The organism is Streptomyces sp. NPDC085931, from assembly GCF_044540565.1.
GTDB lineage: Bacteria > Actinomycetota > Actinomycetes > Streptomycetales > Streptomycetaceae > Streptomyces.
Genome location: NZ_JBITSK010000009.1, coordinates 55,277 through 69,056 on the forward strand (window position 1 = coordinate 55,277; position 13,780 = coordinate 69,056).

Below are 13,780 nucleotides of genomic sequence, written 5' to 3' on the forward strand. Positions count from 1 at the left end.
TCCCGGTCCGGTCCGCGGGCGACCAGTGGGAGGGGGCGGCGGGGTGACCCCGTCCGGCCCCGGTTCAGCGGCGCTGGCCGTAACCGCGCAGCCGTTCCTGCACCTCCGCGAGCTGCTGCCCGGACAGCAGGGTCGGGGTGCGGCCCGGCACCGAGGTGGCGGTGAGCCACAGACGGCACATCCACTCCAGCTGGGCCGTGCGGTCGTAGGCCTGGTCGAGGGTGGTGCCGTAGGTGATCGTGCCGTGGTTCTGCAGGAGGCAGCCGGAGCGGCCGGCGAGGGCGCGCAGCATGTTCTCGGCCAGTTCGCCGGTGCCGTACGTGGCGTAGGGGGCGACCCGGACGGGGCCGCCGAGCGCGGCCGCCATGTAGTGGATCAGCGGCAACTCGGTCACGAGCGTGGACACGGCCGTGGCGTGCACGGCGTGGGTGTGCACGACGGCACGGGCGTCGGTCGTGCGGTGGACGGCCAGGTGCATGGGCAGTTCGCTGGTGGGGACGAGGGTGCCGAGGACCTGCCGGCCGTCGAGGTCGACGCCGGTGACGTCGCCGGGCGTGAGGCGGTCGTAGGGGACGCCGGACGGCGTGACCAGGACGGTGTCGCCGACGCGCACCGAGACGTTGCCGGACGTGCCGACGACGAGTCCCTCCGCCACCGTGCGGCGGGCCGTCGCGACGAGGTCCTCCCAGGCGCGGGCCTCCTCGGGGCGGACGCTCCGGCGCTTCCCCGCGCCCTCTCGCCCGCCCCGGACCTCCCGCGGGTTCCGCTCGTCGTCTCGCTGTTCAGCCATGCGGCGATCCTGCCAGGCGGCCGCCCGGCGCACCGGCGAACGGGTCGTATGCGATGCCGCCGCGGCCCGGCCGGGCGGCCGGGGTGACGGAGCGTGCTCATCCGGTCACTCGATCGGCTGAAGAGGGGGGTGCGGGGAGCCTAGGTCGCGAGGGCGTGGGGAGCCTCACAGCAAGGCGGAACGTCAAACCCCTGTTGTGGACACCCATGCGCCCCTCCCAGTTCATCTTCCGTTCACTCGGGTTACTTACGTTCGTCCAGCCAATGACCTCGAACGATTGCCTGGGTAAATGGAAAGCTTCTCGCTGATCCTCGCGATTGTGGTGGTAACCGCACTCGCGTTCGATTTCACGAACGGTTTCCACGACACCGCGAACGCGATGGCCACGACCATTTCCACGGGCGCCATGCGACCGAAGGTCGCGGTCGCCATGTCCGCGGTCCTGAACCTGGTCGGCGCCTTCCTGTCCGTCGAAGTCGCCAACACGATCTCCAAGGGCCTCGTCGACGAGGCCGGCATCCGTCCCGAAGTCATCTTCGCCGCCCTGGTCGGCGCGATCCTGTGGAACCTGCTGACGTGGCTGGTCGGCCTGCCGTCCAGCTCCTCGCACGCCCTCATGGGCGGTCTGATCGGCGCCACGATCGCCTCGGCGGGCGTCGGCGCGGTGCACGGCGACGTGCTGGTGACCAAGGTGCTCATCCCGGCGATCGCCGCCCCGCTGGTCGCGGGCATCGCGGCGATGCTGGCCACGCGGCTGACGTACTCCCTGGGCCGCAAGGCCGACGGCAAGGCGTCCGAGAAGGGCTACCGGGCCGGCCAGATCGCCTCGGCGGGCCTGGTCTCCCTGGCGCACGGCACCAACGACGCGCAGAAGACGATGGGTGTCATCACCCTGGCCCTGGTCGCCGGCGGCGCCGTCGCCCCCGACTCCGACCCGCCCCTGTGGGTCATCCTCTCCGCGGGCGTCGCGATCGCGCTCGGCACCTACCTGGGCGGCTGGCGCATCATCCGGACCATGGGCAAAGGCCTGACCGACCTCCAGCCGCAGCAGGGCTTCGCCGCCCAGACCAGCGCGGCCACGGTCATCCTGGCCTCCTCGCACCTCGGCTTCTCCCTGTCCACCACCCACTCCGTGTCCGGCTCGGTGATGGGCGCGGGCCTCGGCCGCAAGGGCGGTGTCGTCCGCTGGTCGACCGCGACGCGGATGTTCGTCGCCTGGGGCCTGACCCTGCCGGCGGCCGCCCTGGTGGGCGCGCTCGCCGAGTACGTCACCGGCTTCGGCGCCTGGGGCACCGCCGTGGTGGCCGTCTTCCTCGTCGCCTCCTCGGCGGCGATCTGGAAGGTCTCCCGGCGCGAGGTCGTCGACCACACCAACGTCAACGACACCGGCGCCGAAGCCGACGAGGAGCCGGCCGGCGTGGTGACCGCGGCGATGGCCGCGGTGACGCCGCCGCCGGTGGGCCCGAGTTCCGACGTGCCGCCGATCCCGGCGCAGGCGACCGCCGAGCGGACGCCCTCCACGACCACCACGGTCTGACCCCGCCCACCGGCTAGCAAGGAAGAAGCAGAGATGAAGATCGACTGGGCGGCCCTCGGCTCCGTCTTCGGCGTCAGCCTCGTGGTCACCGTGGCCCTCGTGGCCCTGTTCACCCTCGGCATCACCGGTCTGTCGCGCCGCGAACGGGCGGTGGCGCAGGGCGGGTCCGCGGGCCTGGCGGTGACGGGCGCGTACGCGTGCTTCGCCGCGTGCGCCGCGGCCGTGGGGTACGGCATCTACCTGATCGTGGCCTGACGGCCCGACCGCACAGCGTGTCCGCCGGGCGGCACGGGACCTCGCTCCCGTGCCGCCCGGTCGTCGTGTGCGCGAAGGGGGCGGTGTGGGGTTCTCCACACTCTCCCCTCGCAGGTCAAGGGCAAGTTGACGGCGGTTCGCGCCCGTGGTGGACTTCCGGGGCCAGTACGGCGGCAGGAGAGGAAGCCGGTGTGAGTCCGGCGCGGTCCCGCCACTGTCACCGGGGTAGCCATCCCCCGGGAGCCAGGAACTCTCACCGCCGGTCACGTCGAACCAGGGCGCGGACACCCTGAGTGAGGACACGTATCGCCATGCGCGGCTGCCGACCGAGGTTCAGCACCCCACCCCTGCCCGCCCCGTTGGGCGGCTGACCCCATGGGTGCCGGTCGCGTCTTCGCGTACGGTGCCGCCGCCGGCCTGATCGGTGACCTGCTGCTCGGCGATCCCCGCCGAGGGCATCCGGTCGCCGTGTTCGGGCGGGCCGCGGCTGCCGTGGAACGAGTGGTGTGGCGGGACCACCGCGGGTGGGGCGCGCTGCACACCGCGGTGTGCGTGGGAGGAGCCGTCGCCCTCGGGGCCGTCGCCGAGCGTGCCGTACGCCCTTCCGCCGTCGCCTCCGTCGCGCTCACCGGTGCCGCCACCTGGGCCGTCGTCGGGGGGACTTCGCTCGCCCGCGAGGCGCGGGCCGTCGCCGGGGCCCTGGAGGCGGGCGACGTGGAGGCGGCCCGGGCGCGGCTGCCCCATCTGTGCGGGCGCGACCCGCAGGCCCTGGACGCCGACGGCATCGCCCGGGCCGTGGTCGAGTCCGTCGCCGAGAACACCTCCGACGCGGTCGTGGGGGCGCTGGTGTGGGGGGCCCTGGGCGGGGTGCCGGGGCTGCTCGGGTTCCGGGCCGCCAACACCCTGGACGCCATGGTCGGGCACAAGTCGGCCCGTCACCGCCGCTTCGGGTGGGCCTCCGCACGGCTGGACGACGTCATGGGGTGGCCGGGGGCGCGGCTGACGGCTGTCCTGGCGGCGCTGGCCGGGCCGGACCCGCGCGGTGCCGTGCGTGCCTGGCGGGCGGACGCGGCGCGGCATCCGAGCCCCAACGCCGGTCCCGTGGAGGCCTCGTTCGCCGGGGCGCTCGGGGTGCGGCTGGGCGGGACCCTGTCCTACGGCGGGCGGGTGGAGCACCGGCCCGTCCTCAACGCGCCGGGGCGGGGCGTCGGCGTCGGGGACGTCGAACGGGCCGTGCGGCTGTCCCGGCGCGTCGGCTGGCTCGCGCTCGGCGTCTGTGCCGCCGCGCGCCACATCACGAAGGGGCGTACGTCATGAGCGGTGGGCTTCTCGTCGCCGGGACCACCTCCGACGCGGGCAAGAGCGTCGTGACGGCCGGGATCTGCCGGTGGCTGGTGCGCCAGGGCGTCAAGGTCGCGCCCTTCAAGGCGCAGAACATGTCCCTCAACTCCTTCGTGACGCGGGAGGGCGCCGAGATCGGGCGGGCGCAGGCCATGCAGGCGCAGGCCTGCCGCGTCGAGCCGACCGCGCTGATGAACCCCGTGCTGCTCAAGCCCGGAGGCGAGCAGAGCAGTCAGGTCGTGCTGCTGGGCAAGCCGGTCGGGGAGATGAGCGCGCGCGGCTACCACGGCGGGCGGCAGCAGCGGCTGCTCGGGACGGTGCTGGACTGCCTGGAGCAGTTGCGGGGCACGTATGACGCGGTGATCTGTGAGGGGGCCGGTTCTCCCGCCGAGATCAACCTGCGGCGGACCGACATCGTCAACATGGGCATCGCCCGCAACGCCGGGCTGCCCGTGCTCGTCGTCGGCGACATCGACCGGGGCGGTGTCTTCGCCTCGTTCTTCGGCACGGTGGCGCTGCTGTCCCGCGAGGACCAGGAGTGCGTCGCCGGGTTCCTGGTCAACAAGTTCCGCGGGGACGTCTCCCTGCTGGAACCGGGCCTGGACATGCTGCACGGGCTGACCGGGCGGCGCACCTACGGCGTGCTGCCGTTCCGGCACGGGCTGGGGATCGACGAGGAGGACGGGCTGCGCGTGTCGCTGCGCGGGACGGTCCGCGAGTCGAACGTCGCGCCGCCCGTCGGCGAGGACGTGCTGCGCGTCGCCGTGTGCGCCGTGCCGCTGATGTCCAACTTCACCGACGTGGACGCCCTGGCCGCCGAACCGGGCGTCGTGGTGCGGTTCGTGGACCGGCCGGAGGAACTGGCCGACGCCGACCTCGTCGTGGTGCCCGGCACCCGCGGCACGGTACGGGCGCTGGACTGGCTGCGCGAGCGGGGGCTCGCCGACGCCCTGGTCCGCAGGGCCGCCGAGCAGCGTCCGGTGCTCGGCGTCTGCGGCGGCTTCCAGCTCCTCGGCGAGCACATCGAGGACGACGTGGAGAGCCGCCGGGGCCACGTCGACGGGCTCGGGATCCTGCCCGTGCGGGTGCGGTTCGCCCGCGAGAAGACCCTCACCCGGCCGGCGGGCGAGGCCCTCGGCGAACGTGTCGAGGGCTACGAGATCCACCACGGGGTCGCCGACGTCACCGGTGGTGAGGCCTTCCTGGACGGCTGCCGGGTCGGCCAGACCTGGGGCACCCACTGGCACGGCTCACTGGAGTCGGACGGCTTCCGGCGGGCGTTCCTGCGCGAGGTGGCGGCCGCCGCGGGCCGCCGTTTCGTGCCGGCTCCGGACACCTCGTTCGCCGCGCTGCGCGAGGAGCAGCTCGACCGGCTCGGCGACCTGATCGAACAGCACGCGGACACGGACGCGCTGTGGCGGCTCATCGAGTCCGGCGCACCGCAAGGACTGCCCTTCATCCCACCGGGAGCACCCGCATGAGCACTGTGTTGTTGTTGTCGACCGCCGACACGGACCTGCTGGCGGCCCGGGCCGCCACGGGTGCCACGTACCGGATCGGCAATCCGACCCGCGTGGACGTGCGCGAGGAGCTGCCGGCGCTGTTGGACGGCGCGGACCTCGCCGTGGTGCGGCTGCTCGGCGGCAAGCGGTCCTGGGAGGACGGGCTGGCCGCGCTGAAGGCCTCCGGGATCCCCACCGTGCTGCTGGGCGGCGAGGCCGTGCCGGACGCGGAGCTGATGGCCGAGTCGTCCGTGCCCGCCGGGGTCGTCGCCGAGGCGCTGAAGTACCTCGTGGAGGGCGGGCCGGAGAACCTCACCGAGCTGGCCCGCTTCCTGTCCGACACCGTGCTGCTCACCGGTGAGGGCTTCGCCGCGCCGCGCAAGATGCCCGAGTACGGGGTGCACGGCGAGCGGGCGCACCACGCGGGCCGCCCGACCGTCGGGGTGCTCTTCTACCGGGCTCACGAACTGAGCGGCAACACCGCCTTCGTGGACACCCTGTGCGACGCGATCGAGGCCCACGGCGCCAACGCGCTGCCCGTGTACTGCGGTTCGCTGCGCGGCGCCGACGAGGGGCTGTACGAGATCCTGGGCCGGGCGGACGCCCTGGTCGCCACCGTCCTGGCCGCCGGCGGCACGCACGCCTCGCAGGCCTCGGCGGGCGGTGACGAGGAGGCCTGGGACATCGGCGCGCTGGCCGGGATGAACGTCCCGGTGCTGCAGGGGCTGTGCCTGACGTCCTCGCGGCAGGCCTGGGAGGAGTCGGACGCCGCCCTGTCCCCCATGGACGCCGCGATGCAGGTGGCGATCCCGGAGTTCGACGGGCGCCTGACCACCGTGCCGTTCTCCTTCAAGGAGCAGGGCCCGGACGAGGTGCCCGTGTACGTCGCCGACCCGGAGCGGGCCGCCCGGGTCGCCGGCATCGCCGTACGGCACGCCCGGCTGAAGCACAAGGCGAACGCGGAGAAGAAGCTCGCGCTGGTCTTCACCGCGTACCCGACCAAGCACTCGCGGGTCGGCAACGCGGTCGGGCTCGACACGCCGGCCTCGGCGGTGCGGGTGCTGGACGCGCTGCGGGAGGCCGGGTACGCCGTCGAGGGCTACCCGGACAACGGCGACGAGCTGATCCACCGGCTGATCGAGGCCGGCGGGCACGACGTGGAGTGGCTGACGGAGGAGCAGCTCGCCTCGGCGCCCGCGCGGGTGCCGCTGGCGGACTACCGGGCCTGGTTCGAGAAGCTCGACCGGGAGCTGAGGGACGCCATGACCGAGGCGTGGGGCGAACCGCCGGGTTCGTTGTACGTCGACGGGGACGACATCGTGCTGGCGTCCCTGCAGTTCGGGAACGTCGTGGTGATGATCCAGCCGCCGCGCGGCTTCGGCGAGAACCCGATCGCGATCTACCACGACCCGGACATGCCGCCCTCGCACCACTACATGGCGGCCTACCGCTGGCTGGAGCACAGTTTCGGCGCCGACGCGATCGTGCACATGGGCAAGCACGGCACCATGGAGTGGCTGCCCGGCAAGGGCCTCGGGCTCAGCGGCGGCTGCGCCCCGGACGCCGTCCTCGGTGACCTGCCGCTGGTCTACCCGTTCATCGTCAACGACCCGGGCGAGGGCACCCAGGCCAAGCGCCGCGGCCACGCCACGGTCGTCGACCACCTCGTGCCGCCGATGGCCCGCGCCGACACCTACGGCGACCTGGCCAAGCTGGAACAGCTCCTCGACGAGTACGCGCTCGTCTCCGACCTGGACCCGGCCAAGGCCCCGGCCGTGCGCGCGCAGATCTGGACCCTCGTCAAGGCGGCCGAGCTCCACCACGACCTGCACGTCGACGAGCAGCCGGACGACGAGGCGTTCGACGAGTTCGTCATGCACATCGACGGCTACCTGTGCGAGATCAAGGACGTGCAGATCCGCGACGGCCTGCACATCCTGGGCGGCGGCCCGGTCGGCGAGGCGCGCGTCAACCTGGTGCTGGCCGTGCTGCGCGCCTCGCAGGTGTGGGGCGGCCGGGCCAACGCGCTGCCCGGGCTCCGGGCGGCGCTGGCGGAGCACTTCGGGCTGGTGGAGAAGGAGCTGCTGGCCGAGCCGGGCGCCCCGGTGAAGGTGCCCGTCGAGCTGACGGACCTGGTCGACGGCCCCGCCCGCAGCGCCGCCGACGCGATCGACCTGCTGGAGCAGCTGTGCCGGCGGATCGCGGAGGGCATGGAGGAGCGCGGCTGGGCGGTCGCCGAGAGCGCGCCGCTGGTGCGGGAGGTCCTCGGCACCGAACTGCCCGCGGCCGTCGCCGTGCTGGAGTTCGCCTGCGCCGAGGTCGTGCCCCGGCTGGAGAAGACCACCGACGAGATCGGGCACATCCTGCGGGCCCTGGACGGCGGCTACGTCCCGGCCGGTCCGTCCGGCTCGCCCACCCGCGGTCTGGTCAACGTGCTGCCGACGGGCCGGAACTTCTACTCCGTCGACCCCAAGGCCATTCCGTCCCGGCTCAGCTGGGAGGTCGGGCAGTCGCTCGCGGACTCGCTGGTGCAGCGCTATCTCCAGGACACCGGGGAGTATCCGAAGTCCGTCGGCCTGACGGTGTGGGGCACCTCCGCCATGCGCACCCAGGGCGACGACATCGCCGAGATCCTGGCGCTGCTGGGCTGCCGGCCGGTGTGGGACGACGCCTCGCGCCGGGTGACCGGGTTCGAGGTGATCCCGCTGGCGGAGCTGGGCCGGCCGCGCATCGACGTGACGGTCCGCATCTCCGGCTTCTTCCGGGACGCGTTCCCGCACGTGGTGGGGCTGATCGACGACGCCGTGCGCACGGTGGCCGAGCTGGACGAGCCCGCGGACGCCAACTACGTCCGGGCGCACGCCGACGAGGACACCGCCGAGCACGGCGACCGGCGCCGCGCCACCGCCCGTGTCTTCGGCTCCAAGCCGGGGGCCTACGGGGCCGGTCTGCTGCCGCTGATCGACGCCCGCAACTGGCGCTCCGACGCCGACCTCGCCGAGGTGTACGCGGTGTGGGGCGGCTACGCCTACGGGCGCGGGCTCGACGGGCGGGCGGCGCGCGGGGACATGGAGACGGCGTTCCGGCGGATCGCGGTCGCCGCGAAGAACGTCGACACCCGCGAGCACGACCTGGTCGACGCCGACGACTACTTCCAGTACCACGGCGGCATGGTCGCCATGGTGCGGCACCTGACGGGCACGAGCCCCGAGGCGTACGTCGGCGACTCGGCCACCCCGGACCAGGTGAAGACCCGCACGCTCGGCGAGGAGACCCACCGCGTCTTCCGCGCCCGGGTGGTCAACCCGCGCTGGATGGCGGCCATGCGGCGGCACGGCTACAAGGGCGCCTTCGAGATGGCGGCGACCGTGGACTACCTGTTCGGGTACGACGCCACGGCCGGGGTCGTGGACGACTGGATGTACGAGAAGCTCAGCGCCGAGTACGTCTTCGACCCGGAGAACCGGGACTTCATGAAGAAGTCCAACCCGTGGGCGCTGCGCGGGATCACCGAGCGGCTGCTGGAGGCCGCGGAGCGCGGGCTGTGGGCCGAGCCGGACGCCGAGACGCTGGAACGGCTGCGCGCCACCTACCTGGAACTCGAAGGCGACCTGGAGGGCGACGAGAAGTGACCACCCCCTTTCCGTTCACGGCCGTCGTCGGCCAGGACGACCTGCGGCTCGCGCTGCTGCTGAACGCCGTCTCCCCGGCGGTCGGCGGTGTGCTGGTGCGCGGCGAGAAGGGCACGGCCAAGTCGACGGCGGTGCGGGCGCTGTCGGCGCTGCTGCCCGCGGTGGCCGTCGTGCCCGGGTGCCGCTTCTCCTGCGACCCGGCCGCCCCCGACCCGGGCTGCCCGGACGGCCCGCACGAGCCGGGCGCCGGGGCCGAACGGCCCGCCCGCATGGTGGAGTTGCCGGTCGGCGCCTCCGAGGACCGGCTGGTCGGCGCGCTGGACATCGAGCGGGCGCTGGCGGAGGGCGTGAAGGCCTTCGAGCCCGGCCTGCTCGCGGACGCGCACCGCGGCATCCTCTACGTCGACGAGGTCAACCTCCTCCACGACCACTTGGTCGACCTGCTGCTGGACGCGGCCGCGATGGGCGCCTCGTACGTCGAGCGCGAGGGCGTCTCCGTGCGGCACGCCGCGCGGTTCCTGCTCGTCGGCACGATGAACCCCGAGGAGGGCGAGCTGCGGCCGCAGTTGCTCGACCGGTTCGGGCTGACCGTGGAGGTCGCCGCCTCGCGGGAGCCGGACCAGCGGGTCGAGGTGGTGCGCAGGCGGCTGGCCTACGACGACGACCCGGCCGGCTTCGCGGCCCGCTGGGCCGAGGAGGAGGCCGCCGTACGGGCGCGGATCGTGGCGGCGCGTGCGCTGCTGCCGTCGGTGCGCCTCGGCGACGGGGCGCTGCGGCAGATCGCGGCGACCTGCGCGGCCTTCGAGGTGGACGGCATGCGCGCCGACATCGTGATGGCCCGGACCGCGACCGCGCTGGCGGCCTGGGCGGGGCGGACGGACGTGCTCGCGGAGGACGTCCGGCAGGCGGCGCTGCTCGCGCTGCCGCACCGCAGGCGCCGCAATCCCTTCGACGCGCCGGGGCTGGACGAGGACAAGCTGGACGAGACGCTGGAGGAGTTCGGCGGCTCGCAGGACGACGACCCCGGGCCGGACGGGCCCGGCGGGGGCGGTGGGCAGCCGGACCCCGGGGAGGGTCCCGAGGGCGGTGACACCGGCGCCCGGCCCGAGGCCGGGGAGGGCGGGCAGCCGCAGCCGTCGGGCGGCGGCGAGCAGTCGGCCGTGCGGTCCGCCGAGCCGTTCCGCACGAAGGTGCTGAGCGTGCCCGGGATCGGCGAGGGCGTGGCCGGACGGCGTTCGCGGGCGCGGACCGAGCACGGGCGCACCACCGGGGCCAGGCGGCCCCGGGGCGCGCTCACCAAGCTGCACCTGGCGGCGACCGTGCAGGCCGCGGCGCCGCACCAGCGGGCGCGCGGGCGGTCCGGGCCGGGCCTGGTGGTGCGCCGGGACGATCTGCGGCAGGCCACCCGGGAAGGGCGCGAGGGCAACCTCGTGCTGTTCGTGGTGGACGCCTCCGGGTCGATGGCGGCGCGGCAGCGGATGAGCGCCGTGAAGGGTGCGGTGCTGTCGCTGCTGCTCGACGCCTACCAGCGGCGGGACAAGGTGGGCCTGGTGACCTTCCGGGGCACGGGCGCGGACGTGGCGCTGCCGCCGACCTCGTCGGTGGACGCGGCGGCGGCCCGGCTGGAGTCCCTGCCGACCGGCGGGCGGACCCCGCTCGCCGCGGGGCTGCTGCGCGCGCACGACGTGCTGCGCGTGGAGCGGCTGCGCGACCCGGCGCGGCGGCCGCTGGTCGTGGTGGTGACGGACGGGCGGGCCACCGGTGGTCCGGAGCCGGTCGCCCTGGCCGGGCGCGCGGCACGGCTGTTCGCGGCCGACGGGGTCGCCTCGGTGGTCGTGGACTGCGAGTCGGGGCCGGTGCGTCTCGGTCTCGCCGGGCAGCTCGCGGGTGAGCTGGGCGGTACGGCCGTGACGCTGGACGAGTTGCGGGCGGACAGCATCGCAGGGCTGGTGAAGGACGTGCAGAGGAGGGCCGCGTAATGCCGCAGGGACAGCCGAGTGTGGTGCCCGACGACGGGCTGACGACCCGGCAGCGCCGGAACCGGCCGCTGGTCGTGGTGCACACGGGCGTCGGCAAGGGCAAGTCCACCGCCGCGTTCGGGCTCGCGCTGCGGGCCTGGAACCAGGGGTGGCCCATCGGGGTGTTCCAGTTCGTCAAGTCGGCGAAGTGGAAGGTCGGCGAGGAGAACGCGCTGCGGGTGCTCGGCGCCTCCGGCGAGGGCGGGTCCGTCGACTGGCACAAGATGGGCGAGGGCTGGTCCTGGGTGCAGCGGGATGCCCAGATGGACAACGAGGAGAAGGCCCGGGAGGGCTGGGAGCAGGTCAAGCGGGACCTGGCGGCCGAGACGTACAAGCTGTACGTGCTCGACGAGTTCGCGTACCCGATGCACTGGGGGTGGGTCGACACCGACGAGGTGATCGACGTGCTGCGGAACCGGCCCGGGACGCAGCATGTGGTGATCACCGGGCGGAACGCGCCCGAGAAGCTCGTCGACTTCGCCGACCTCGTGACCGACATGTCCAAGGTCAAACACCCCATGGACGTCGGGCAGAAGGGGCAGAGGGGCATCGAGTGGTGAGTGCTTCCGTCCCCCGGCTGGTCGTCGCCGCGCCGTCGTCCGGCAGCGGCAAGACCACCGTCGCCACGGGGCTGATGGCCGCATTCGCCGCGCGGGGGCTCGCCGTGTCCCCGCACAAGGTCGGGCCGGACTACATCGACCCCGGGTACCACGCGCTCGCGACCGGGCGGGTGGGGCGCAACCTGGACGCGTACCTGTGCGGGCCCGAGCTGGTCGGGCCGTTGTTCCTGCACGGGGCGCGGGGGTGCGACCTCGCCGTCGTCGAGGGCGTGATGGGGCTGTACGACGGGGCGGCCGGGGAAGGGGAGCTGGCCTCCACCGCGCAGGTCGCGAAGCTGCTGCGGGCGCCGGTGGTGCTGGTCGTGGACGCGTCGTCGCAGTCGCGGTCGGTGGCTGCCCTGGTGCACGGGTTCGCGTCCTGGGACCCTGAGGTGCGGATCGGGGGCGTGATCCTGAACAAGGTCGCCTCCGACCGGCACGAGGAGCTGCTCCGGGAGGCGCTGGATGCGGCCGGGGTGCCCGTGCTGGGGGTGTTGCGGCGGGCGGAGCAGGTGGAGACGCCGTCGCGGCATCTGGGTCTCGTGCCGGTCGCCGAGCGGCGGGCCGCGGCGGTGGAGGCCGTGGCGGCGATGGGGGCGCAGGTCGCCGCCGGGTGTGATCTGGAGGCGTTGGCCGCGCTGGCGCGGAGTGCGGGCGCGTTGCCGTGCGCGGCCTGGGACGCCGCCGAGGCCGTCGCCTCGCCCGCCCACCGCCCGGCGCCGTCGGACCGTGGGCGGGCGCCCGTCGTCGCCGTCGCCGGTGGCCCCGCCTTCACCTTCTCCTACGCCGAACACACCGAACTGCTCACCGCCGCCGGGGCGGAGGTCGTCACGTTCGACCCGCTGCGGGACGAGGAACTGCCCGCGGGGACCGCCGGGTTGGTGATCGGGGGCGGGTTCCCCGAGGTGTACGCCGCCGAGCTGTCCGCCAACGAGCCGTTGCGCAAGGCCGTCGCCGAGCCGGCGAACAGCGGCGCTCCCGTGGCCGCCGAGTGCGCCGGGCTGCTGTACCTGTGCCGGGAGCTGGACGGGCTGCCGATGTGCGGGGTGCTGGACGCCGCAGCGCGGATGAGCGAGCGGCTCACGCTGGGCTACCGGGACGCCGTGGCCGTCGGCGACAGCGTGCTCGCGGCGGCCGGGACGCGGATGCGCGGGCACGAGTTCCACCGGACCGTCGTGGAGCCCGGGGCGGGGACGGAGCCCGCCTGGGGCGTGCGCACGCCCCGGCCCCGGGTCGAAGGTTTCGTACAGCGCGGTGTGCACGCGAGCTATCTGCACACGCACTGGGCGTCCGAGCCCGGTGTGGCCCGTCGGTTCGTGGAGAGGTGCCGGACGTCATGAGCAGCAGGCTGGTCGGAGTCGGGGTCGGCCCCGGGGATCCGGAGCTGGTGACCGTCAAGGGCGTCAACGCCCTGCGCGCCGCGGACGTGGTCGTCGTGCCCGTGATGGACACCGGCGAGCGCGGGCGGGCCGAGGCGACCGTGGTGCACTACGTGCCCGCGGAGAAGGTCGTCCGGGTCGTGTTCGCGCTGAACGAGCGCAGTGACCGGGCGCGGCGCGAGGCCGCCTGGGACGCGGCGGGCGCGCGGGTCGCCGAACTGCTGCGCGCCCACGCCACCGTGGCCTTCGCGACCATCGGCGACCCCAACGTCTACTCGACCTTCACCTATCTCGCGCAGACCATCGCCGGGCTGGTGCCGGGGACCGTCGTCGAGACCGTGCCCGGGATCACCGCCATGCAGGACCTCGCCGCCCGCTCGGGTGCCGTGCTGACCGAGGGGACCGAGCCGCTCACCCTGGTGCCCGTCACCGCGGGGGCGACCGTGCTCAAGGAGGCCCTCGCCGGGCCCGGGACCGTCGTCGCCTACAAGTTCGGCCGGCAGGCGCACGAGGTCGCCGAGGCGCTGCGCGAGACCGGGCGGATCGAGGACGCGGTGTGGGGTTCGGCGCTGGGGCTGGCGGAGGAGTCGATCCGCCCGGCCGCCGACCTCGACGGCGCTCCCCTGCCCTATCTGTCGACGCTCATCGCGCCCGCCCGGCGCGAGGGCGGCCGGGGCGGAAAGCTCTGACCCGGCCGCCCGCCCATCACCGTCCAACCCCTGTACGA

General features: G+C 74.2%; 10 protein-coding genes and 1 riboswitch. Of the genes, 9 read left to right on the plus strand and 1 reads right to left on the minus strand.

From position 1 onward, the window contains the following. Nucleotides 1-64 precede the first annotated feature (64 nt). Nucleotides 65-790, minus strand: a complete 726-nt coding sequence (locus ACIGAN_RS20485) for a class II aldolase/adducin family protein (RefSeq protein WP_399859285.1) — start codon at nt 788-790, stop codon at nt 65-67. A 289-nt stretch (nt 791-1,079) separates the two neighbouring features. Here ACIGAN_RS20485 and ACIGAN_RS20490 point away from each other — a divergent pair, with 289 nt between their 5' ends. From ACIGAN_RS20490 to cobI, 9 genes are all read left to right on the plus strand, one after another. After that, nucleotides 1,080-2,327, plus strand: a complete 1,248-nt coding sequence (locus tag ACIGAN_RS20490) for an inorganic phosphate transporter (RefSeq protein ID WP_365089211.1) — start codon at nt 1,080-1,082, stop codon at nt 2,325-2,327. Between the two features lie 33 nt (nt 2,328-2,360). Beyond that, on the plus strand, nt 2,361-2,582 hold the full coding sequence (locus ACIGAN_RS20495; RefSeq protein WP_033310903.1) for a hypothetical protein: 222 nt from the start codon (nt 2,361-2,363) through the stop codon (nt 2,580-2,582). A 116-nt stretch (nt 2,583-2,698) separates the two neighbouring features. Beyond that, nucleotides 2,699-2,858: riboswitch (cobalamin riboswitch) on the plus strand. 99 nt (nt 2,859-2,957) lie between these two features. Continuing rightward, complete coding sequence (locus tag ACIGAN_RS20500; RefSeq protein ID WP_365739802.1) at nt 2,958-3,899, plus strand: cobalamin biosynthesis protein; 942 nt, start codon at nt 2,958-2,960, stop codon at nt 3,897-3,899. After that, nucleotides 3,896-5,404: a cobyric acid synthase gene (locus ACIGAN_RS20505; protein ID WP_365739803.1), complete on the plus strand. Its 1,509-nt coding sequence runs from the start codon at nt 3,896-3,898 to the stop codon at nt 5,402-5,404. Before ACIGAN_RS20500 ends, ACIGAN_RS20505 begins: the two co-directional genes overlap by 4 nt. Further along, a complete protein-coding gene (gene cobN / locus ACIGAN_RS20510; RefSeq protein WP_399859289.1) occupies nt 5,401-9,057 on the plus strand; it encodes a cobaltochelatase subunit CobN in 3,657 nt (1,218 codons plus the stop codon). Before ACIGAN_RS20505 ends, cobN begins: the two co-directional genes overlap by 4 nt. After that, nucleotides 9,054-11,036 (plus strand): putative cobaltochelatase, encoded by a 1,983-nt coding sequence (locus ACIGAN_RS20515; protein WP_399859292.1) that lies wholly within the window; start codon nt 9,054-9,056, stop codon nt 11,034-11,036. The genes cobN and ACIGAN_RS20515 overlap by 4 nt, the downstream gene beginning before the upstream one ends. Continuing rightward, nucleotides 11,036-11,635, plus strand: coding sequence for a cob(I)yrinic acid a,c-diamide adenosyltransferase (gene cobO, locus ACIGAN_RS20520; protein ID WP_399859295.1), 600 nt, complete (start codon nt 11,036-11,038; stop codon nt 11,633-11,635). Before ACIGAN_RS20515 ends, cobO begins: the two co-directional genes overlap by 1 nt. Next, the gene (locus ACIGAN_RS20525; RefSeq protein WP_399859297.1) at nt 11,632-13,014 is read left to right on the plus strand and encodes a cobyrinate a,c-diamide synthase; all 1,383 of its coding nucleotides are present in this window, start codon (nt 11,632-11,634) and stop codon (nt 13,012-13,014) included. Before cobO ends, ACIGAN_RS20525 begins: the two co-directional genes overlap by 4 nt. Continuing rightward, nucleotides 13,011-13,742, plus strand: coding sequence for a precorrin-2 C(20)-methyltransferase (gene cobI, locus ACIGAN_RS20530; RefSeq protein WP_399859299.1), 732 nt, complete (start codon nt 13,011-13,013; stop codon nt 13,740-13,742). Before ACIGAN_RS20525 ends, cobI begins: the two co-directional genes overlap by 4 nt. The last annotated feature ends 38 nt before the right edge of the window (nt 13,743-13,780 follow it).

What these genes read in the sequence shown, in the direction of transcription:
- ACIGAN_RS20485 (WP_399859285.1), bottom strand. Translation starts at nt 790, where the DNA reads ATGGCTGAACAGCGAGACGACGAGCGGAACCCGCGGGAGGTCCGGGGC.
- cobN (WP_399859289.1), top strand. Translation starts at nt 5,401, where the DNA reads ATGAGCACTGTGTTGTTGTTGTCGACCGCCGACACGGACCTGCTGGCG.
- ACIGAN_RS20490 (WP_365089211.1), top strand. Translation starts at nt 1,080, where the DNA reads ATGGAAAGCTTCTCGCTGATCCTCGCGATTGTGGTGGTAACCGCACTC.
- ACIGAN_RS20495 (WP_033310903.1), top strand. Translation starts at nt 2,361, where the DNA reads ATGAAGATCGACTGGGCGGCCCTCGGCTCCGTCTTCGGCGTCAGCCTC.
- ACIGAN_RS20500 (WP_365739802.1), top strand. Translation starts at nt 2,958, where the DNA reads ATGGGTGCCGGTCGCGTCTTCGCGTACGGTGCCGCCGCCGGCCTGATC.
- cobI (WP_399859299.1), top strand. Translation starts at nt 13,011, where the DNA reads ATGAGCAGCAGGCTGGTCGGAGTCGGGGTCGGCCCCGGGGATCCGGAG.
- ACIGAN_RS20505 (WP_365739803.1), top strand. Translation starts at nt 3,896, where the DNA reads ATGAGCGGTGGGCTTCTCGTCGCCGGGACCACCTCCGACGCGGGCAAG.
- cobO (WP_399859295.1), top strand. Translation starts at nt 11,036, where the DNA reads ATGCCGCAGGGACAGCCGAGTGTGGTGCCCGACGACGGGCTGACGACC.